Source organism: Amycolatopsis sp. NPDC028719, from assembly GCF_055565395.1.
The window spans coordinates 623,539-643,488 of record NZ_JBVHUL010000002.1 but is presented as its reverse complement, the minus strand read 5'-3'; the positions used below and the strand labels follow the sequence as shown (position 1 = coordinate 643,488).

Below are 19,950 nucleotides of genomic sequence, written 5' to 3'. Positions count from 1 at the left end.
GGCGTCTGGCCCCGGCGGTCAACCACTCGCTCACGCGGCCGCCCGGGGCTCCGCCGCTTACGCTGGGGACGACGGCGAAGCCGAGACGGGAGTCCGACATCGATGTCAGTCCTCTGGGGCGTGTCCTTCGACGCCATTCCGCTGTCCGGGGTCGTGGTGGAGTTCCTCAAGACGGCGCGCCGGTTCGCCGGGCACCGGGTCCACCTCGACCTCGGCTACGACATCAAAGCCGACAAGGGCGCGTTCTTCCGGCCCTACCGCGACGAAGCCGAGCTGCTGCCCGGGTGGGTCACGCTCGACCGCGTCGAAGGCGTCGACGAAATCCCGGGCTACGACCGGGACTTCGTCGAGCGGGTCCTGCGCGAAGTCGTCCAAGACGGCGACGGGACACTGCGCCCCGAGATCGACCGGATCGCGGGCGAGCTGGCCGGGAAGATCGTGGCCACCTGGGAACGCCTCGGCGTGACGATGGTGATGGTGGAGAACGGCACGCTGCCCGAAAACCTCACCTACACCGAAGCCCTTTACCGCGCGATCGACCGCTACGGCGCCCGCCACCGCCTCGGCCGGTTCGTGTTCTGGCGCGACCACGACCTCATGTGGCAGAGCGAACCGGGCATCGCCAAGTACGGCCGGTTCCCGTACCCCGGCGTCCCCGCGCCGCGGAACTCGCCGCACATCCACTACTTCGCGCTCCACGAGCAGGCGAAGGCGAAGACCCTGGAGTGGGTGCCGGACCTGCGGGCCATCGACGTCCTGCCCAACGCGTTCGCCATCGCGCCCGCCCGCGTCGACGAGCGCAACGCGGGTTTCCGGCGCGACCACGGCATTCCCGACGACGTCCCGCTGCTCGCCCGGATCACGCGGATCATCCCGCAGAAGCGCATCGACCGGGACCTCCACCTGCTGGCCCTGCTGCCCGGCACCTGGCTGTTCGTCGCCGGCGACGTCGACGAAACCCCCGCGGAGCACGCGCGCCTCACGGACCTCGCGACCCGGCTCGGCGTCCGCGACCGGGCCGTCTTCGGCGGCTGGCTGACGCCGTACGACACCGCCGTGCCCGGCCGGTACTCGGTGCGGGATCTCCTGGCGCACGCGACGGTCGTGTCCTTCCTGACCTCCTACGACTACGAGAGCTACGGCAACCCGGTCAGCGAGGCGATCGCCTCCGGGACGCCGTACGTCACCAGCGGGTACGAGCTGTACGACGTCGTCTACGGCCGCAAGGGGTTCCGGGCGCCGGTGCTGGACATCCGGGCCCGCGACCTGCCGGACGCGGCGTTCGCCCGCGAGGTCTCCGAGCTGATCACCGACGAAGGGAAACGGGCGGAAGTGGTGCGGGCGAACTCCGAACTCGGGCAGGCGCACTTCGGGACGCGGGTCGTCGACGACCTCGTCGACCGGCTCTACCCGCCGCCGATGGGAGCCGGTACGCGGCTTTCCGTCGTGCTGCCGGTCTACAACGAGGCCGCGAACCTGCCGGCGGTCCTGCGGACGCTGCACGACCAGCGAGACGGCGACGAGCCGCTCGACAAGAGCCGGTACGAGGTCGTGCTCGTCGACAACAACTCGACCGACGACACCGTGGCCGTCGCGCGCGCCTTCGCGGCCGCCCACCCGGATCTGGCGCTGCACGTCATCCACGAGCCCGAGCAGGGCGTCTCGTGCGCGCGGCGGGCCGGGATGGACTTCGCCGCGGCGCGCAGCCGGAACCGCCCCGACACCGATCCGGGCGAGCGGTTCTACCTCGTGTCGGCCGACGCGGACTGCCGCGTCGACCCGCACTGGCTGAGCGAACTGTTCGCCGCCATGGAATCGAGCAAAGCCGCGATCGGCGTCTGCGACTACTACTACAACCCCGAACACTTCACCGGGCGGCCCCGGCTGTGGGACGCGATCCAGCGGACGCTGCGCTGCCGCGCTGTCACGTTCTCGCTGTTCGGCGGCTTTCCCGATGGGAAGGGCTTCGCCGTCGAGCGCGACGCCTACGAGCGCGCCGGCGGCATCGAGATCTTCTACCAGCTGCAGGACGGGAAGTTCGTCAGCCACCTCTCCGACGACTGGGACTTCGGGATCAAGGTCGCCAGCGGCGGCGACGCGATCACGTACGCACCGCGCTCGCGCGTCGAGATCAACCCGCGCCGTGTCGACCACGCCATCGACGAAGTCATCGCCGGCCGGGCCTACGGCTCCGACGGCATCATCGTCATGCGCGACATCCGGCCGTCGACGCCGGCCGTCGCCGCGGACCTGACCGAGGCCGAGGCGCGGCAGGCGTGGGAGTTCTCCATCAAGGACTTCACGCCGAAGAACACGATCCTGCCGGTGCTGCTGACCCCGGCGCTCCTGGAAGATGATGCCGTCATCGCGTTCTTCGGCGCCGACTTGGCGGCGCGGCTCGCCCGGCGGATCGCCGAGATCCGCGACGAGATGCGCGTCGTCGACTTCACGCCGATCCACGCGTACAAGACGCCGTCGTACCGGCTGTACTTCGAGTTCGCCGACGAGCTGTTCGCCTGCCTGCGGCAGCACGTCGGCGAGGACATCGGTTTCCCGCCGCCGCTGCCGCCGTGCCTGGCGGAGATCCCGGCGGAGCGCTTCGCGGAGTTCGTCCACTACTACTGCGAGGACCGGGAATCCGGAGAGGCCCACAACTACTTCGGCAACGGAGGGGTGTTCTGATGACCCTCGCCTACGAAGAGGCGATCGGCTCGCTGCACACGCTCGACCCGGCGTGGCCGCGGCCCGCCGTGCTCGACGTCCTCGAGGCGCCGGAGAACCGGCACCTCCTCGACTTCGTGCAGGAGGACCCGTTCGGGGCGCACGTCTTCCCCGGCAACATCCCCGGCACGCCGGCCGAGTTCCTGCGCGACCTGGACGCGCAGCTGGCTTCGTCGAGGCCGATCCATCTCTGGTCCTACATCCCGACGTGCGCGTACCGCTGCCGGTTCTGCCAGTACCCCGTGGTGCTGGTCAAGGGCAAACCCGAAGTGGCGTACGAGAAAGCGAAGCACTGGGTCGACCTCAACATCGCCGAAGCCCGGCTCTGGCTCGACGCCGTGCCGAACCTGGCCGGGGCGGAGGTGGGGGAGTTCAACGTCTTCGGCGGCACGCCGTCGCTGCTGCCGGAGCCGGAGATCCGCCGGCTCCTGGAGTTCTACCGCGCGGAGTTCGGCTTCACGCCCGACACGGCGATCCGGTTCGAGGGCGACCCGAGCACGTTCACCCCGGCCAAGCTTTCGCTCCTTCGCGAACTGGGGTGCACCAAGCTGTCGAGCGGGGTCCAGTCGTTCGACGACCACGTCCTGGAAATGTGCGGCCGCGAGCACAGTGCCGAGATGTGCGTCGACTTCGTCCGCAACGCCCGCTCGCTCGGCTTCGAGTGGGTCAGCATCGACCTGATGTACGGCCTGCTCGACCAGACCCTCGACAGCGTCCGCCGCGACCTCGACGTCGTGCTGGAGAACGAAGTCACGGCCGTGGTGTGCACGAAGCTGCACCTGGCGTCCTACAGCGACACCCGCACCGGCGTCACCGGTGAGAAGCCGGCGGCGTGGCAGCTGCCGGCGTACCGGGACAAGCTGGTGCGGGACGGCCACCGCTGGCCGACGCTCGGCGAGCAGTACCAGATGCGCGAGCTCCTCACCGACGGCCTGCGCGGCGCGGGCTACACCGAGCACCCGACGATGTACTTCGCGCGCGCCGGCCTCGGGCCCGAGAAGTGGAAGGCCATCATGGTCGACCAGGACAAGCAGGAAGCCGAGGTGGCGATCGGCCTGGGCGGCAGTTCGAGCTGCCGCGCGTCCGAGGCGATCACCGACGTCAACTCGAAGCGGTACATCGAAACCGTGTCGGCCGGGCGCATCCCGCTGGGTTCGGCGACGCGGTTCACGCCGGAGGCCCAGGAGGTGCGGGCGGTGAAGATGGCGCTGACGACGTTGCAGCCGTTGCGGGACTCCCTGCACGCGGCGCGGTTCCCGGGGCGCTCGCTGTTCGCCGAACCGTGGCTCGGGAAGTTCCGGTCGCTGGCCGCGCGGGGCCTCGTCGAGCTGCGGCCGGACGACGGCGTCGTCGAACTCACCCGGGAGGGGGAGGTACTGGTCGAGGCGATCATCACCACCGAGCTATAGATCACTACATCGAGTGACACATCGCTCGCGGGGAGCGATAAGGGCAGGCACCATGGGATTCGCCCGTGCCCGTACCGAGATCGGAGCCCCGATGAGCCGAACCGTTGCCGGACACGACGAACGACGATGGCGGGCGAGGCTCGCCGGAGCGGGCGCGCTGGCCGCGTTCGCCTCGGTGGCCGTCGCCGTTCCCGCCGAAGCCGCGCCGGACTACTCGCTCGCCGACACGAACTTCGCGGGCACGCAGATCGCTTTGCACGAAGGCGTTGTGCCGGGCTCGGCCCGGGCGGACACGACTGACCAGACGCTCGGTCACGACGTCAGCGGGCACCAGGGCCCGGTCGACTGGGCCGCCGCGGCGGCCGGCGGCGCGAAGTTCACCTACGTCAAGGCGACCGAGGGCACCGGCTTCGTCAACCCGCAGTACGGGCAGCAGTACGACGGCGCGCACGCGGCGGGCCTGATCCGCGGCGCGTACCACTTCGCCCGGCCCGACATCTCGGGCGGCGCGGAGCAGGCGGAGTACTTCATCGCCCACGGCGGCGGCTGGCGTTCCGACGGCAAGACGCTCCCGGGCGCGCTGGACATCGAATACAACCCGTACGGCGACGTCTGCTACGGCAAGAACCAGGCCGACATGACGGCGTGGATCACCGACTTCGCCCGGACCTACCTGGCGAAGGTCAAGCGCAGCGCCCTCATCTACACGAGCACGGCGTGGTGGAAGCAGTGCACCGGCAACGCGGCGAAGTTCGGGAACACGAACCCGCTGTGGCTCGCGCGGTACGGCCCGGAGGTCGGGGAGCTCCCGGCGGGCTGGGACAAGCAGAGCATCTGGCAGTTCGCGCGCGGCGGCGGCCTCCCGGGCGACCAGAACTACTACAACGGCCCGTTCGGCCGCGTCGTGGCGCTGGCCGGGGGAGCGGCTTGACGCTTCCAGCGACCGCTCAGGTCCGGCCACGGCGGCCTGCGCAGCACGGCGAGGGTGCCGAGGGTCGCGGCGACCAGGCCGGTTCCCACGGCCAGCAGCGCGACCCGTGTCGCGTCGACCGCCGGTTCGAACTTGGCCCGGCCCTCGCGGATCGCGAACACCCCGGGCGGGCTGGTCACGGTGATCACGGTCGTGCCGTCGGGTGTTTCGTACGGCTCGCCGAAGATCCGCGGTGTGCTTTCGCCCCGGTGTGGCAGGCCTCGTAGCGTCATGCCTGCTCATGCAACTCGAAAACCGGGCCGCTGACAAGATCGGACAAGCTGCTTGCCGCCTTCGTGACCGCCTCCCTACGATCGGTCGGGGAGTGGTGGCGCCCGACGTCACCACGAAGTCCTTTGTGGACCGGGAGGCACCGTGCGAGCAGCCCATCGAATCGCCCTTCTGGCCACGGTTTCCGCAGTGGTGGTCGCCTCGGCGCCCGTCGCGGACGGCGCGGGGCGCTCCTGGTTCACGTCGTGGGCGCAGTCGCAGGACGGGCACGCGGACGCACCGGTGTCGGGCCGGTCGCTGCGGATGATCACCCACCTCAGCCAGGGCGGCGACGCCGTGCGTGTCCGGCTCCAGAACACGTTCGGCACCGGGCCGCTGACCATCGGGCACGCCACCGCCGGGCTCAGCACCGAGGGTGCCGGGATTTCGGGAGTGCGTGACCTGACCTTCGCCGGCCGGTCCGCCGTCACGATTCCCGTCGGCGGCGACGTCTGGAGCGACGAAACCCGGCTCGTGACCCGCCCGGACACGAACCTCGCGGTGAGCATGTTCGTGGACGGCACGGCCACGCCCGGCCGCCACGGCGCGGCGCTGCGGGACAACTACCTGAGCGCGCCGGGCTCGGGGGACCACACCGCCGACGCTTCCGGCGGGGCGTTCACTTCGACCGTCGGCTCGACGTACGTGGTCAGCGCCGTCGACGTGCACAACGCTGCTCTGCACGGGACCGTCGTCCCGTTCGGCAGCTCGGTGGTCGACGGCATCGGCAGCACGAACTGCGGTCCCGGTTGCACCCAGCTCGGCGCGGACCGCCGCTGGACCGACGACCTGGCGCGGCGGATCGTCGCGGAGTCGCCCGCTCCGGCCCAGCTGGCGGTGGCCAACGCGGGCGTCTCGGGGACGACGAGCGCCCCTTCGTGTCCTGGGATGCCGCCGTCGGTGGCGGGCCTGGACGCGGGGAGCCGCCTCGACCGCGACGTCCTGGCGCTGCACGGCGTCACGTCGGTGATCTACTACTATGGAACGAACGACCTCGCCTACGGCTGCGACGCGGCGACGATCCTGTCCAGTTACCGTGCGGTGTTCCAGCGGCTGCGCGCGGCCGGTATCGCGGTCTACGTAACGCCGAGCACGCCGCGTCCGGGGTACAACGACGCGGCGAACCTGGCGCGGCACGAGATCGGGCTGTTCGTCTCCCGCTGGTCCTCGTGCGCCGGCACGTGTTCCGGCGTGGTGAACTTCGACGAAGTCCTGAAGGACCCGCTGAAGCCGAACAGCATCCTCCCGGCCTACGACAACGGCGACGGCATCCACGCGAACGCGGCGGGCCAGCAGGCCTTGGCGGACTTCGTGTCCCTGCCGATGCTGGCCGGCTCCGCGCGCCGATGACCCGATCCGGGCGGGTTCTTCACACGATGGCGTGACCCCGCGAGTCGGAACGACCGGACTGTGCCCGGTGGTCCCCAAAGTACCTCCGGTGATGAACAACTCGATGGACGACGCGGGTTGCTGCCTGCTGTCGGTGGCCTGGAACGTCGCCCCGCTGACCGAAGGGCGGCCGGAGTCCCGGCGGGGTGACCTCCGGCGCACCGTCGTCGCCGTGTGCCGGACCGCCGGGCACGGCGCCCGCGACTGGGCCGCGCGGAACGGGACCGGCGCCGAGGCCGAGTACCGGCCGTTCCTGCAGCTCGCCGACGTCGCCTACGAGATCGCCACGCTGCTGCAGCTGGTCGAGGACTTCCTGGTGCCGGACCTGGAACGCGAGCACCGCCGCTGGGCCGAGATCGAGGAGCTGACCGCGCGGATGACAGAGCTGTCCGAGTGGACTTCCGCGTTCTTGAGCTTGTCAGGATCCGCCTTACGCGCGTAAGGTTCGTCCTGACAAGGGAGGTCTCATGGCAGTGATCGCACGGTGTTCGTTCTGCGCGAAGCCGAACACGGAGGTGGACACGCTCGTCGGCGGGCCGGGGGTGTTCATCTGCGACGGGTGCGTCCGGTTGTGCGTCTCGGTGATCGACGGCAAGCCGGCGGACGCGCCGCTCATCGCGCCGTGGGAGCACGATCTGCCGCTCGAACAGGTGCTGCAGAACCTCGGCCCGGTCGCGGCGGCGACCACGCAGGTGCAGCAGAACCTGGCCGCGTGGGTCGGCAAGGCGCGCACCCTGGGCGGCACGTGGGCGCAGATCGGCGACGCGCTGGGCATGACCCGCCAGTCGGCGTGGGAGCGCTTCGCCAGCGAGACCTAGAGTTTGACGCCTACCCCGGCGTAGAGGCCGTCTTCTTCGGGGTCGACGACGGCGGCGAGCCGATCCGGCCGCCAGTTCGCGGAGGTGGTCAGCCCCGGTTCGACGAGTTCGAAGCCGGCGAAGAGGGCCAGCACCTCGGCACGCGAGCGCGGGTAGATGGAGTCCTGCGTCGACCGCATGGTCTCGGCGATCTTGGGGTCACGCAGGACGGCGAAGTCGTTGGTGAGATGGGTGAGCGCGAGGTGGCTGCCGGGCGCGAGGGCGTCCCGGTAGGCGGCGAAGATCCGGCTGACGTCCGGCAGGTAGTGCCCGAGGGTGATGGCCAGCAGCCCGACGGGTTCCTCGAGGTCGAGCAGCTTCTTGACGGGCTCGGAGCCGAGCACGGCCGCAGTGTCGGTGGCATCGGCCTCGAGGGCCTCGGCGTTCGGGTTGTCCCTGAGCAGCATGAGACTGTGCGCGACGGCGACGGGTTCGTAGTCGACGTAGACGACCTTGGACCGCGGATCGACCGCCTGGGCGACTTCGTGCACGTTGCCGACCGTCGGGATCCCGGAGCCGAGATCGAGGAACTGCCGGATGCCGTGCTCGAGCATGAACCGCACGACCCGGCGCAGGAAGGCCCGGTTCCGCCGCGCCACGGCGGCGACCTGAGGCTGGATGGCCTCGAGTTTCTGGGCAACGGCCCGATCGGCGGCGAGGTTGTGGGCCCCGCCGAGCAGGTAGTCGTAGATCCGGGCGGCACTGGGCCGGGAAAGGTCGGCCCCGGGCGGAATCCAGTCCGCCGCTTCCTGATCGCTCATCGCTTCCCCCTCGAATCGGCTCGGACCACCCTACCGGGTCCGCTCGTCGGTTCCAGCGTCCTACCGTGACCGGGTTTTCCGCGATCGAGTGCCGGCCCGGTCGCCGCCACGAGCACCGCGGTCGTTCACCTCACGGTGCTTCCCATTCCCGCGTGACAGTTGGAAATGCCAGATGACCAGCGCCGGCGTACCGGCGCTGACGGCTTGTGCCGCTTCGGGCACCAGGTGGCGGTGGGAGCTCAGGCGCCCAGGTCGACTCTCGGCACCGCGCACGGGTGGAATCGCGCCTTGTGCCACCCGCTCGGGGTGCATGTCGGCGATCACCAGGTGTTCGCCCGGACGCAGAACCCTGGCGAACTCCGCCAGCACCGGCTCGAGCGTCGGGACGTGGGTCAGCGCCAAGCCGCACACGACCAGATCGACCTCGGCGTCGGCGACCGGGAGCCGATGCAGATCACCGAGCAGGAACTCGGCCTGCGGCACCCGGACATGCGCCCGGGCGACCGGTTCCGCACGCGGCGTCCAGCGCAACCCCCACGGGTAGCCTCCACGAAGGCGCGGTCGAATTCTCCGGTGAACGCGCGCGGCAAGGCAACGCCTCCAAGCTGATCACGAACCGCTCAGCTGACGGCGAGCGACGGAACATCCGGAACCGGCTTTGATGACGTACGAGCTGATGAGGCCGGCCACGGTCAAGCCGTGGGAGAAGTGGCGCGTGCCAGGGTTTCCCTCCGACGCCTCGTTCGTGTTCTTGGGGGCGTCGCAGTAGGTACGGCCGTATGCGCTGGCGAAGTTCAGGTATCCACTCCCGCCGAGCCAGTCGGTGCTGTCGAACACGGTGAGCAGCGGGCTCGGCGAAAGGTCCGTTTGGTAGGACTCAAGCGCCCGCTCGGTGGTGAAGCAGGCTTGCGTTCCACCGGCGAGGTCCTGGACGCAGAACGCGTTCGCCTCGGCCGTAGCCGGCAGGAAGACGACGGTGGCCGCGGCGACCGCCACGCTGGCGACGGTTCTCCATGGTTTCCTCACTCGCGCCCTTTCGACTTTCACCGGATCTGCCCCTACGGCCTTGGACGAAGCGACCTTCGACCTCCACACGCATCACCCGGTGGATGGTTTAGCTCGCGGACGCGAAGTAGGCCATTCGCCCGTCTAGGAAATGTCGCGGGTTCCGGCACCGGATCGGCCGGTGATGGTCGCGGCGCGATGCCTCGGGCGGATGATCGGGGAGGGACCGAGGCGCGGCAACACAAAGGGCCCGTGAGCAGCGGTTATGCTGCTCACGGGCCCTGCAAGTGTGTCCGTCGGGCTGACAGGATTTGAACCTGCGACCCCTTGACCCCCAGTCAAGTGCGCTACCAAACTGCGCCACAGCCCGGACCCGCACTCGCTGAGTGCGTGAGAAGTACTCTAGCGTGCCCGCTCAACCTGCCTGCACGCGGGTCCTCGATCCGCCTGACCTGCGGAAACGCAGGTCAGGCGGATCGCGCCAAGATCAAGCCGGGTTCGACGCGTGGGTCAGGGTCTGCCATGCCACGAAGAGGTTGTTCGAGCCCGCCGGGCGCTGGCGCTCCGTCAGGGTCTGCGTGTTCGTCATCGCGATCCCCAGGCGGGTGTGCAACGCGTTGAACCCCACCTCCGTCACCGGGCCCAGGCCTAGGTTCAGCTGGCCGGAACACAGCCACGACGGCACCGCCGTGCCCAGCTGGTACTTCGACTGGAACCCCAGCGCCTGGCGCAGGCGCTCGCCCACGTCCGTTCCGTACACGTCCTGGCCCTGGATGCGCAGCGTCTCCGCCACGTCCGCGATCGACGCGATTCCATAGCCTGTGTGGGTGAAGTCGCGGCAGGTTTCCTGTGTCAGGCCGTCCACGAACGTTGCCTGGCCCTGCCAATAGCCCACGATCTGGTCCCGAGTGGACAGGCCGCTTCCGGGGACCGTCTTCGGCAGCGCGCCGTCGGAGGACAAATAGACATACGCCGCGACGCGGTTGCGGTACCTCGAAACCGCTTTGTCGAAGTTCGTCTTGTCCTCCAGGAACACCGAGATGCCGACCGCGGCCTCCATCATGGACAGTTCCCAGTTGCCGTTGCTGTTGCTTCCGTTGATGATTTTGTTCAGGTACACGTCCCTCAGCATCGTGCCGAAGCGGGCCGAGTTGGGCCAGCTCGTGTACGTGTACTTGATGATCTCCGCCGCGCGGGGCCAGGACGAGCCCGCCCAGCCCGTCTGCAGTGGCGCGTTGCTGTTGGTGTGGCTCGTGATCGTCGCCGACCACGCGTCCATCAGGGCGATCGCCTTCTGTGCGTAGCGAGCGTCGCCCGAGATGTACCAGATCAGGGCGTCCGTGTACGCCGCTATCGCGTCCTCGCGCTCGTCCGTGCAGCCGTAGTTCGGGTTCGAGTACGAGCCGCATTCGACGACCGCGCGCGGTTTCGGGGTCCGGGAAAGGGAAGCGTAGGAGCTTGCCGCGGCCTGGTCGTACGCTGCTTTCCACGGCTGGGCGCCGGCCTTCACCTGCGCCTTCACGAAGTCCAGCTGCGGGCGGCTGACCAGCACGCCCGGGTGCGTGAACGTCGCCGGCGCCGCGGGTGCCGGGGTGGCGACGAGGCCCAGGGCGAGTGGAACCGAAATGGCCGAAGTCAAGAGTCTTCTCAAGCGGGACATGGCTCTCCTCGAGACGACGATGTCTGGGGGCCCAGCAAGTGTCATGGTCCAGACCATTGCTCGTCAAGAAGTGGGGGAGTTCTTTCTTCGGCTCCTGAAGAAACGAGCCGGGAATTGTTCAGCCCGCTGAACGGAAAGCAACTTCCGTTCAGCGGGCTGAATAGCCGTACCGCTAACCGAGACCCGCGCTGACCGCGTTCATCAACGTCCCGGTGTCACCCGACATCTCCCACGCCATCACGCCGAGCAGGCCGCGCTGCTTCAGCCAGGTCGTCTTCAGCCCGATCGACCAGGCATCGTCGAACGTCCACCACTGGCCGCCGTTGCCCGTGTAGCACGACGTCGCGACCGCCGCCGTGTCGTGGTACACCGTGCACGCCGGCACGCTCGCCACGAGGTTCGCGTAGCCCCGGGTGCCCGCTTCCTCGGCGAACTGGCCCGGTGCCGCGCCGGTCGCCGACTGCCACTCGCCGTGCTTTCCGCCGTCCGCGACACCTTGCCAACCACGGCCGTAGAACGCCAAGCCCAGAGTCAACCTCCGAGGATCGACACCCGCGTTCGTGTAGGCGTTGATCGCGCTTTCCGCACTGAAGTGGAAGTTGTACGGGTCGTCCGCGTCGGCGTAGAGGTTGCCCTGGTGACCGGTGCGGTTCGGCTCCCACGAGTTGTCACTGCCCGAGCCGTGGAAGTCGTAGCCCTGCACGTTCGCGACGTCCAGGTAGCCGAAGACGCGGGACAGGTCCCAGCCCGACGCCACCTTCGCCGGGTCGGCCGGGGTGAACGCGTGCAGCTGGTACCGCTTGCCGGTCGTCGCGCCGTACGCGTCGAGCTGTGCGCGGAACTCGGCCAGCAGTGCCGTCAGGTTGTCCTTGTCGTTCGGGCTCCAGTGGTTGCCCGGGTGGCCGTCGGCGCTCGCGGGCCACTCCCAGTCGAGGTCGATCCCGTCGAAGAGGCCGGCCGCCGTGCCTGGGCCGCCCGCGCCACCGTAGGACGCGAGGTTGCCCTTGATCCACGTGTCGACGCACGACGCGACGAACTTCTTCCGCGCCGCGTCGGTGGCCGCGACGTCGGAGAAGTACTTCGAATACGTCCAGCCGCCCAGCGACACCAGCACCTTCAGGTTCGGGTGCTTCGCCTTGAGCTTCTTGAGCTGGTTGAAGTTGCCCCGCAACGACTCCCAGCCCGTGTCGGCCACGCCGTCCACCGACTGCGCCGCCGAGAACGGCCGCGAATAGTCGGCTTCGGCGTCGCCCGCGCCGTCGCCCTGGTTGGGGTCCTGCGGGTTCGCCGTGGTGCCCTTCGTGACGCCGGACAGGCACGTCAGGTTCACCGGGTCGATGTTCTCGAACGCGTACAGCAGGTGCGTGAGCTTGGAAGCCGCCCCCGAAGTCTCGAGGTTCTTCACGAAGTACTGGCGCCCGTAGATGCCCCACTGCACGAAGTAGCCGACCTTCGCGTACCCGGAAACGATGTCGCCGGTCCGCGCGGTCACGGCGGTGCTCGGCGCCGACACGTTGTCGTAGCCGTCCCGGGCGCGCACCGTGAAGGTGTACGAAGTGGACGGTGCCAGCCCGGTCACGACAGCGGAGGCCGTGGTCACCGTCGTCGCCAGGGAGGAACCGCGATAGACGTCGTAACTGACGACGCCGGTGTTGTCGGTGGACGCGGTCCACGTGAGTGACACCGAGGTCGCGTCGGCGGCCGTCGAGCGCAACCCGCCCGGCGCTGAAGGCGGAGAAGTGTCGTCGGCCGGGTTGTTGGTGGTCACCGCCAACGCGGCGCTGGCCGACGAAGCGGTTCCCTTCGAATCCTTGGCCTTCACCGTGAACGAGTAAGCGGTGCTGGGTGTGAGTCCGCTGATCGTCGCGCTCGTCCCGGTCACGGACGCAGCCAGCGAGGCCCCTTGGTAGACGTCGTACCCGGTCACCGGCAGCGAACCGGCCGTCGAGGCGTTCCAGGCCAGCGCGACCGTCTTGGTCGTCTTCGCAACCAGCCGCAGGTTCGCCGGCGCGCTCGGGGGAGTGTCCGGTGAGCCGTCGCAGTTCGCGTTGTCGACGCGGCACTGCGCCGGCGTCGCGGCCGCGCTGAGCCGGAAGGTCGGGCTGTACGGATAGGTGTTCCGGCCCGGAGCCAGCGTCGCGATGTAGTACGCCGGGGTGAGCGTGACCTGGGTGCCGTTCTGGGTCACAGTGCCGTTTTCGCCGGTCGACGCGGTGACGCCGGCGGGCAGGGTGAAGGTGATCGCCCAGTTGGTCACCGACGCGGTGCCGGTGTTGGCGACGGTGTAGGTGCCGGTCGTGCCGCTCATCGCGAGGGTCGCGGTCAGCGAACCGGCCGCGGCGGCGGGCGGGGCGAGCGCCGCGAAACCGCCGACTGCGATCAGTACGGCGGCGAGCGCGGAGCGTAGTCGTGCGGGAGTGCGTCTCATGGCGGTTCTCCAAGCGACACGAAGCAGACGGACGTGGTGGTCTAGACCACATCCGAATGTAACCCGGTGCGAGGAGAACCGCGCACGACCGAACGGCGGAAACCGCTGTCCGAACGGACTGTTAACGCCCCGAGAACGTCGCCTTGCCCGGCCCGTCGGCGAGGAACGACTTCACGGCGCCCCGGAGGTCCTCGGTTTCGAACAGCTCCGCGGCGATCGACGTGATGTTCGCGTTCGCCTCCGGGACGCCGCCGGCGGAGAAGTGGTCGAGGACGCGCTTGGTCGCCGCGTGGGCGCGCGTCGGGCCTTCGGCGAGCCGCACAGCGAAGGACCGCGCGGCGTCTTCGAAGCCGTCGTCCGGAAGAACCCGGTTGACGACGTTCCAGCGCTCGAGCGTCGCGGCGTCGTAGGTGTCGCCGGTCATCACGAACTCCTTGGCCCGGCCGATGCCCGCCCGCGCGGCGAGCCGCTGGGTGCCGCCCATGGTCGGCGTCAGCCCGACGACCTTCTCGACCAGCCCGAACTTCGCGCGCGACGCGGCCAGGATGATGTCGCAGGCCACGGCCACCTCGAACGCCCAGGTCAGGCACAGGCCGTGCGCGGCGAACACCGTCGGGAACGGCAGCGCCGCGATCCGGTCCGGCACCGCGAGCATCTCGTCGAAGAGCACCTTCGCCTCGGCGGGCGAGCCCTGCGCGTCGAACAGCGAGACGTCGACCCCGCCGCTGACGACCTTGCCCTCGGCGCGGATCAGCAGCGCCCGCGCGGGCGCCTTCTCCAGCGAATCGATTGCCGTCGACAGCGAAGACTGCAGGGCAGCCGTGTAGAGGTTCAACGGCGGAGCGTCGATCGTCAGGACGGCGAGCCCGCCGTCACGGTCGAGGCGGGCCTGGTCGGTCATGGTCACCCTGATTCTTCGGCGGAGACGAGGTCGTCCCAATACTGCTGGGCTTCCGGGCGCCAGTCGACGTGTTTGTGATGGAACAGTTCCGCCGCTTTCGTCCCGCTCCACTTCGCCGGCAGGAGCTCGGCGGGCAGCTGCGGGTCGAGGAACGGGAACCGCCGCCACTCGTGCACCAGCTCGGTCTGCGCGCGCAGCACCGCCCGGCCGCCGGTCGGGTGCAGGCCGGTGAACCGGTCGATGAAGTCCTCGTAGCGGTCCTTCAGCTCGGTCAGGTCCCAGGACCGGGCGACCATCGTCTCCTGCTCGCCGACCTCGCCGTAAGTGGCGGTGAAGGACATCGCCTGGGCGTCGAGGCCGAGCTCGCTGACGATCTGCTGGGCCTCGCGCTGACGGCTCAGGTCCGGGCTGACCCACACCCCGGCGACGGGCGAGCCGAAGCCCGCCCAGGTCAGGCGCGTGCGCAGGCGGTGCCGCAGGTCGCGCTTGGCCTCCGGCACGGAGACGATCAGCATCAGCCACTGGCCGTTCCAGGGGCGCTCTTCGCGGCCGAACGCGTAGATCCGCTCGGCGCCTTCGGTCAGGAGACGGCGGCCCGGCGGCGTCAGCGACCAGCGCACACGGCGCCCGACGCGCTCGGAGACCATCCAGCCCTCGGCGGCGGAGCGGGCCAGCGCCTGCCGCGCCGACTTCTCCTCGATGTCGAGCACGCCGAGCACCTCGACCAGCATCGACGTCCAGACCGGCTTGTCCCGCGGCAGCGTGTACTCGCCGAGCACGGTCATCAGAAGCGACCGGGCACTGGCGTGGCTGACCTCGCGGCGCCGGCTCACCGTGGGCCGGGGCGCGGACGGGCGGCCTTCCCTCGGTTTCGGCCTGCGGCCGAGGGTGACCGGGGGAGCGGATTCGCCCATGCTGTTTCACCTCACTGCTCGGGGGTATCGACAACCGAACAGGTTACCCACACTGAGTGATCAAAGCGCCACCGGACACACACAGTCGGTGGTTCTGACCATGATCTGACAGTTCACCACGGCCCCGTAGACTCGGCTACCTCATGAGCGCAACTCTCGTCGCGAAGGACCTGGCCGCGGGCCACGGTGACCGCATTCTCTTCTCCGGCCTCGATCTCGTGGTCGCGCCCGGCGACGTCGTCGGCCTGGTCGGCGTCAACGGCGCCGGCAAGTCGACGCTCCTGCGGACGCTGGCCGGGCTCGCGAAACCCGACGACGGCGAGATCCGGCTGAACCCGCCGACCGCGACCGTCGGGCACCTGCCCCAGGAGCCCGAGCGGCGCGAAGGCGAGTCGGTGCGTGCCTTCCTGGCGCGGCGCACCGGCGTGTCGGCGGCCCAGGCGGACCTCGACGCGGCGACCGAAGCCCTCACCGCGGGTGAAGCCGGCGCGGACGACCGCTACGCCGTGGCCCTCGACCGGTGGCTCGACCTGGGCGGCGCCGACCTCGACGAACGGGCCGCCGAAGTGGCGGCCGACCTCGGGCTGGCCGTCGACCTGGACCAGCCGATGACGTCGCTCTCGGGTGGGCAGGCCGCGCGCGCCGGGCTCGCGTCGCTGCTGCTGAGCCGCTACGACGTCTTCCTGCTCGACGAGCCGACCAACGACCTCGACCTGGACGGCCTCGCCCGGCTGGAGCGGTTCGTGTCCGGGTTGCGGGCGGCGACCGTGCTGGTCAGCCACGACCGCGAGTTCCTGGCCCGGACCGTCGACCGCGTCGTCGAGCTGGACCTCGTGCAGCAGCAGGTCAACGTCTTCGGCGGGGGCTACGAGGCCTACCTCGAAGAACGCGAGGTCGCGCGGCGGCACGCGCGGGAGGACTACGAGGAGTTCGCCGACACGAAGGCTGCGCTCGAAGCGCGCGGGCGGATGCAGCGGGCGTGGATGGAGAAGGGCGTCAAGAACGCCCGCCGGAAGCAGCCCGACAACGACAAGTCCGCCCGCAAGTTCCGGACCGAGGCCACCGAGAAGCAGGCGTCGAAGGCGCGGCAGACCGACCGGATGATCGAGCGCCTGGACGTCGTCGAGGAGCCGCGCAAGGAGTGGGAGCTGCGGATGGAGATCTCCGCGGCTCCGCGGGCGGGCGCGGTCGTCGCGACCCTGCGCGGCGCGGTCGTCCGGCGCGGCGGGTTCACGCTCGGGCCGGTCGACCTGCAGATCGACTGGGCGGACAAGGTCGCCATCACCGGCGCGAACGGCGCGGGCAAGTCGACGCTGCTGGCCGCGATGCTCGGCCGGCTCGCCCCGGACGAAGGCAGCGCGACGCTCGGGCCCGGCGTCGTCGTCGGCGAGGTCGACCAGGCACGGCGGCTGTTCCTCGGCGACGTCCCGCTCGCCGACGCGTTCGCGCGCGAAGTCCCGGAGCTGCCCGACGCCGACGTCCGGACGCTGCTGGCCAAGTTCGGGCTGAAGGCCGCGCACGTGCTGCGGTCCGCGGCGACGCTCTCGCCGGGCGAACGCACGCGGGCCGCGCTGGCCCTGCTCCAGGCCCGCGGGGTGAACCTGCTGGTGCTGGACGAGCCGACCAACCACCTGGACCTGCCGGCGATCGAGCAGCTCGAAGCGGCGCTGGACAAGTACCCGGGCACGCTCCTGCTGGTGACGCACGACCGCCGGATGCTCGACGCCGTGCACGTCACGCGCCGCCTCGAGGTCGACGGCGGCAAGGTCCGCGAACGGTGATCGTCCGCGAGGCGGGCCGCGACGACGGTGACTTCCTCGCCGACATGCTCGTGGCGGCCGTCAACTGGTCGCCCGAGTGGAAGAAGCAGAGCCGCCGCCGGGTGCTGGCGGCGCCGAACACCGCGCACTACATCGCGGGCTGGCCACGGGAAGACGACCTGGGCGTGGTCGCCGAAGTGGACGGCGAACGCGTCGGCGCGGCGTGGCTTCGCTTCTTCCCGCCCGAGGAACCGGGGTACGGGTTCGTCGCCGCCGACGTGCCCGAGCTGACGATCGGCGTGGCCGCCCCCTGGCGCGGCCGCGGGGTCGGGCGGGCACTCCTGCGCGCGCTCGAAGCGCGGGCCGTCGAGGCGGGCATCCGGCGGATCGGGCTCAGCGTCGAACGGAAGAACTTCGCACAGCGGCTCTACCTCGCGGAAGGCTACGAGATCGTGGGTGCGGGCTCCGCGGATTCCGACACCATGGTCAAGGTGCTCCGAGGCGGCCCTTTCCCGTGAAAGTGCCGCCTCAGCCCTTCGTCGCCCCGCCGGTCAGGTCCTTGACGAACTGCTTCTGCAGCGCCAGGTGGAAGATCAGCACCGGCAGCGTGGCCAGGAACTCGGGTGGGGACGTCGTCCGGCGCCGGGGTGGCCAAGGGATGTTCCGATGACCGGAGCGTTACCCGGCTCGTCCGAAAGGGCGGTATCTCGGCGCGTTTCTCGCACTCCGTAACAAGCAGCTGGTGTCGGGGGATTCTGCGATAAATCGGTCGGGGGAGGCTGAGACAATGGAAGATCCACCGCGAAACAAGGCGACGAAGATCGTCGATACACCGTCGGTGCACGACTTGATCGTCGCGCACCAGGAACCGGAACGGCCGAATTTCGCGCGGTTGCGCGCGGCGTTCGAGAAGAACCAAGGACGCATCCTCGAGGAGTACTACGCCCTCAATTTCCCGGCGGCGCTGCTGCTCGTCGCGCAGAAGCGCGGCCGCTGGTCCCGTGGTGTCGTCTACAAGACCAGGCTCTTCTACGACCCGAGCCGGAGTACCCCCGAGTTCGACGCCGTCTTCCGCTCCGCCCGGCGGGTCGAACGAAAGTACGCGGTCCTTCTGCGCGGGCGGGTCCAGGAGATCCTCACCCAGGGCATCTACACCACCGGGGCGCACCTGCTGGCGGTGCTCGACGCGATGTCCGCCACGCGGGACCGCACCGCGGCGGAGGCGAAGCGCATCCTGGGTGCGGCCGGCGCCGCGAAGAAGGAAACCAAGCAGATCGAGCGCTACGCCTACGTCGCCGCGATGAAGTCGGCGTTGATCCGGTACCTCTCCGGCATCTTCCTGGGCGCGCTCGTCGTGGTGGCCGGTGTGTACTCGGCGTCTGCCCTGTCGTTGAGGCTCGAAAACGGGGCGCCGGTCGTGGTGTGCCTGGCCTGTGGCGGGCTCGGGGCGATGGTGAGCGTGATGGTGCGCATCACGAATCGGCGGAAGGTGCAGGTCGGCATCGACCAAGGCCGCTTCGTCACCGTTCTTTCGGGTGCTTTCCGGTCGATCATCGGTGCGGTCTTCGGTGCGGTTCTGTTCGTACTCGTGGCCGGCGGGCTGTTGCCGATCGCGATGCCCGGTGCGGCGGAAAAGATCTGGTTGTTCTTCGCCGGCCTGTCCTTCCTGGCCGGGTTCAGCGAACGGTGGGCCCAGGACACCATCATCAGGACCCTGCCCGGCGCGTCGGACGCCACCGGCGTGCTACCGGTGGACACCGAGAGGCCGCAGGTCGAGAGCGCCGCGAAGCCGCGGCTCGCAGCTGCGGCGAAGCCACAGCTGGACGCCGGACAGGGAATGGACGACAGCTGAGTCAGGGGCGGTCGGTGAGGTATCCGCCCATCGTCTTGAAGTACTCGTGCGCGGGCAGGTCCGTGCCGTCGGCCGTGCGGACCTGTTCCACCAGCAGTCCCGGTGACTGACCGCGCCGCGCCTCCGGGCCGGCCACGATCACCACGCCCTCGCCCTCACGGATGAAGATGCGGCCCGGCGTGCCGCCGTAGTTCCCGTGGGACACCGAGGCTCGCAGGATCCGGAGCTGTTCGCCCCGGTGGTAGGTGAACGCGTTCGGGTACGGGTCGGACAGCGCGCGCACGAACCGTTCGATGTCCGCGGGCGGAGATGTCCAGTCGATGAGACTGTCCCGCGCCGCGCGCTTGTGGAAGAAGCTCGCCTTCGTGCGGTCCTGCGGCACCGGCGTGTAGCCGGTCTCGATCATCGAGATCGCTTCGGCCGTGATCGGCGCGATCAGGTCGACCGTGCGGTGGAACAGGTCCGTCGTCGTGTCCGCGGGCCCGACCGGGATCGCGCGCTGCAGGACGATGTCGCCCGCGTCGAGCTCGCCGTCCATCATGTGGGCCGTCACGCCGACCTCCTTCTCGCCGTTGATCATCGCCCAGATCAGGGGGGAGAAGCCCGCGTAGGACGGCAGCAGCGAGTCGTGGATGTTCAGCGTGCCGTGGCGCGGCAGCTCGAAGATCTCCGGCGGCAGCCACGTGCGCCAGTTGTTCGCCACGATCAGGTCGAGCTCCGCCGCCTTCAGCTCGGCCAGCAGCTCGGCGTCGTCCGGGCGGTTGCGCAGCAGGACGCGGATGCCGTTGGCCTCGGCGAGGTCGGCGACCGAGTCGGCCCAGATCCGCTCGTAGGCGTGGTCGCTCTTCGGGTGCGTGACCACGAGGGCGACCTCGTGGCCGGCGTCGATGAGCGCCTGGAGGGTCCGGTGCCCCCAGGTCTGGTAGCCGAACATCGCCACGCGCATTCGAGAGTGCCCTTCGTGATCGGGGACGAACATCACCACGAACGTACTAGGCGAGGCTCGCCTAAGTTAGGTTAGGGTTCCCTGAACGGTACCGAAGCGCGCAAGGG

Annotated in this window: 18 protein-coding genes and 1 tRNA gene; 9 read left to right on the top strand and 10 right to left on the bottom strand. The window is 69.7% G+C overall.

Going from position 1 to position 19,950, the window contains the following annotated elements; genetic code table 11:
* Positions 1–102 precede the first annotated feature (102 nt).
* The 3 genes from ACZ4TR_RS10995 (at position 103) to ACZ4TR_RS10985 (ending at position 5,061) form a co-directional block, all read left to right on the top strand.
* On the top strand, positions 103–2,682 hold the full coding sequence (locus tag ACZ4TR_RS10995; RefSeq protein ID WP_465286859.1) for a glycosyltransferase: 2,580 nt from the start codon (positions 103–105) through the stop codon (positions 2,680–2,682).
* Positions 2,682–4,130 (top strand): radical SAM protein, encoded by a 1,449-nt coding sequence (locus tag ACZ4TR_RS10990; RefSeq protein ID WP_465286858.1) that lies wholly within the window; start codon positions 2,682–2,684, stop codon positions 4,128–4,130. The genes ACZ4TR_RS10995 and ACZ4TR_RS10990 overlap by 1 nt, the downstream gene beginning before the upstream one ends.
* A gap of 91 nt (positions 4,131–4,221) precedes the next feature.
* Positions 4,222–5,061, top strand: a complete 840-nt coding sequence (locus ACZ4TR_RS10985) for a GH25 family lysozyme (protein WP_465286857.1) — start codon at positions 4,222–4,224, stop codon at positions 5,059–5,061.
* Here ACZ4TR_RS10985 and ACZ4TR_RS10980 read toward each other — a convergent pair.
* A complete protein-coding gene (locus ACZ4TR_RS10980) occupies positions 5,010–5,333 on the bottom strand; it encodes a hypothetical protein (protein WP_465286856.1) in 324 nt (107 codons plus the stop codon). The genes ACZ4TR_RS10985 and ACZ4TR_RS10980 overlap by 52 nt on opposite strands.
* A gap of 187 nt (positions 5,334–5,520) precedes the next feature.
* Between ACZ4TR_RS10980 and ACZ4TR_RS10975 the strand changes: the two genes are divergently transcribed.
* The 3 genes from ACZ4TR_RS10975 (at position 5,521) to ACZ4TR_RS10965 (ending at position 7,577) form a co-directional block, all read left to right on the top strand.
* Positions 5,521–6,720 (top strand): GDSL-type esterase/lipase family protein, encoded by a 1,200-nt coding sequence (locus ACZ4TR_RS10975; protein WP_465286855.1) that lies wholly within the window; start codon positions 5,521–5,523, stop codon positions 6,718–6,720.
* A 91-nt stretch (positions 6,721–6,811) separates the two neighbouring features.
* Positions 6,812–7,201: a hypothetical protein gene (locus ACZ4TR_RS10970; protein WP_465287344.1), complete on the top strand. Its 390-nt coding sequence runs from the start codon at positions 6,812–6,814 to the stop codon at positions 7,199–7,201.
* A 25-nt stretch (positions 7,202–7,226) separates the two neighbouring features.
* Positions 7,227–7,577: a ClpX C4-type zinc finger protein gene (locus tag ACZ4TR_RS10965; protein WP_465286854.1), complete on the top strand. Its 351-nt coding sequence runs from the start codon at positions 7,227–7,229 to the stop codon at positions 7,575–7,577.
* Here the strand turns inward: ACZ4TR_RS10965 and ACZ4TR_RS10960 are convergent.
* The 8 genes from ACZ4TR_RS10960 to ACZ4TR_RS10925 form a co-directional block, all read right to left on the bottom strand.
* The gene (locus ACZ4TR_RS10960; protein WP_465286853.1) at positions 7,574–8,377 is read right to left on the bottom strand and encodes an SAM-dependent methyltransferase; all 804 of its coding nucleotides are present in this window, start codon (positions 8,375–8,377) and stop codon (positions 7,574–7,576) included. The genes ACZ4TR_RS10965 and ACZ4TR_RS10960 overlap by 4 nt on opposite strands.
* Positions 8,378–8,437: 60 nt before the next feature.
* Positions 8,438–8,908, bottom strand: coding sequence for a class I SAM-dependent methyltransferase (locus tag ACZ4TR_RS10955; protein WP_465286852.1), 471 nt, complete (start codon positions 8,906–8,908; stop codon positions 8,438–8,440).
* Positions 8,909–8,986: 78 nt separating this feature from the next.
* Entirely contained in the window at positions 8,987–9,373 is a 387-nt protein-coding gene (locus ACZ4TR_RS10950) for a hypothetical protein (RefSeq protein ID WP_465286851.1), read from the bottom strand.
* 305 nt (positions 9,374–9,678) lie between these two features.
* Positions 9,679–9,752 (bottom strand) — tRNA-Pro (locus ACZ4TR_RS10945).
* 117 nt (positions 9,753–9,869) lie between these two features.
* The gene (locus ACZ4TR_RS10940; protein ID WP_465286850.1) at positions 9,870–11,042 is read right to left on the bottom strand and encodes an alginate lyase family protein; all 1,173 of its coding nucleotides are present in this window, start codon (positions 11,040–11,042) and stop codon (positions 9,870–9,872) included.
* A gap of 172 nt (positions 11,043–11,214) precedes the next feature.
* Positions 11,215–13,470, bottom strand: coding sequence for a glycosyl hydrolase family 18 protein (locus tag ACZ4TR_RS10935; protein ID WP_465286849.1), 2,256 nt, complete (start codon positions 13,468–13,470; stop codon positions 11,215–11,217).
* 121 nt (positions 13,471–13,591) lie between these two features.
* Positions 13,592–14,371, bottom strand: a complete 780-nt coding sequence (locus ACZ4TR_RS10930) for an enoyl-CoA hydratase/isomerase family protein (RefSeq protein ID WP_465286848.1) — start codon at positions 14,369–14,371, stop codon at positions 13,592–13,594.
* A gap of 2 nt (positions 14,372–14,373) precedes the next feature.
* Positions 14,374–15,285, bottom strand: coding sequence for a PaaX family transcriptional regulator (locus ACZ4TR_RS10925; RefSeq protein ID WP_364519600.1), 912 nt, complete (start codon positions 15,283–15,285; stop codon positions 14,374–14,376).
* A 143-nt stretch (positions 15,286–15,428) separates the two neighbouring features.
* On the opposite strand from ACZ4TR_RS10925, the gene ACZ4TR_RS10920 reads away from it, so the two are divergent.
* The 3 genes from ACZ4TR_RS10920 (at position 15,429) to ACZ4TR_RS10910 (ending at position 18,897) form a co-directional block, all read left to right on the top strand.
* Positions 15,429–17,066, top strand: a complete 1,638-nt coding sequence (locus tag ACZ4TR_RS10920) for an ABC-F family ATP-binding cassette domain-containing protein (RefSeq protein WP_465286847.1) — start codon at positions 15,429–15,431, stop codon at positions 17,064–17,066.
* Entirely contained in the window at positions 17,063–17,563 is a 501-nt protein-coding gene (locus ACZ4TR_RS10915; protein ID WP_465286846.1) for a GNAT family N-acetyltransferase, read from the top strand. The genes ACZ4TR_RS10920 and ACZ4TR_RS10915 overlap by 4 nt, the downstream gene beginning before the upstream one ends.
* A 224-nt stretch (positions 17,564–17,787) precedes the next feature.
* Entirely contained in the window at positions 17,788–18,897 is a 1,110-nt protein-coding gene (locus ACZ4TR_RS10910; RefSeq protein ID WP_465286845.1) for a hypothetical protein, read from the top strand.
* A gap of 1 nt (position 18,898) precedes the next feature.
* Here the strand turns inward: ACZ4TR_RS10910 and ACZ4TR_RS10905 are convergent, their stop codons facing one another.
* Positions 18,899–19,843 (bottom strand): methionyl-tRNA formyltransferase, encoded by a 945-nt coding sequence (locus ACZ4TR_RS10905; RefSeq protein WP_364519636.1) that lies wholly within the window; start codon positions 19,841–19,843, stop codon positions 18,899–18,901.
* Positions 19,844–19,950: the final 107 nt, after the last annotated feature.

Bases quoted from the DNA above. Each gene is read 5' to 3' on its own strand.
- ACZ4TR_RS10935 (WP_465286849.1), bottom strand. From the start codon at position 13,470: ATGAGACGCACTCCCGCACGACTACGCTCCGCGCTCGCCGCCGTACTG.
- ACZ4TR_RS10980 (WP_465286856.1), bottom strand. From the start codon at position 5,333: ATGACGCTACGAGGCCTGCCACACCGGGGCGAAAGCACACCGCGGATC.
- ACZ4TR_RS10995 (WP_465286859.1), top strand. From the start codon at position 103: ATGTCAGTCCTCTGGGGCGTGTCCTTCGACGCCATTCCGCTGTCCGGG.
- ACZ4TR_RS10925 (WP_364519600.1), bottom strand. From the start codon at position 15,285: ATGGGCGAATCCGCTCCCCCGGTCACCCTCGGCCGCAGGCCGAAACCG.
- ACZ4TR_RS10930 (WP_465286848.1), bottom strand. From the start codon at position 14,371: ATGACCGACCAGGCCCGCCTCGACCGTGACGGCGGGCTCGCCGTCCTG.
- ACZ4TR_RS10970 (WP_465287344.1), top strand. From the start codon at position 6,812: ATGAACAACTCGATGGACGACGCGGGTTGCTGCCTGCTGTCGGTGGCC.
- ACZ4TR_RS10960 (WP_465286853.1), bottom strand. From the start codon at position 8,377: ATGAGCGATCAGGAAGCGGCGGACTGGATTCCGCCCGGGGCCGACCTT.
- ACZ4TR_RS10940 (WP_465286850.1), bottom strand. From the start codon at position 11,042: ATGTCCCGCTTGAGAAGACTCTTGACTTCGGCCATTTCGGTTCCACTC.
- ACZ4TR_RS10965 (WP_465286854.1), top strand. From the start codon at position 7,227: ATGGCAGTGATCGCACGGTGTTCGTTCTGCGCGAAGCCGAACACGGAG.
- ACZ4TR_RS10990 (WP_465286858.1), top strand. From the start codon at position 2,682: ATGACCCTCGCCTACGAAGAGGCGATCGGCTCGCTGCACACGCTCGAC.
- ACZ4TR_RS10920 (WP_465286847.1), top strand. From the start codon at position 15,429: ATGAGCGCAACTCTCGTCGCGAAGGACCTGGCCGCGGGCCACGGTGAC.
- ACZ4TR_RS10985 (WP_465286857.1), top strand. From the start codon at position 4,222: ATGAGCCGAACCGTTGCCGGACACGACGAACGACGATGGCGGGCGAGG.
- ACZ4TR_RS10905 (WP_364519636.1), bottom strand. From the start codon at position 19,843: ATGCGCGTGGCGATGTTCGGCTACCAGACCTGGGGGCACCGGACCCTC.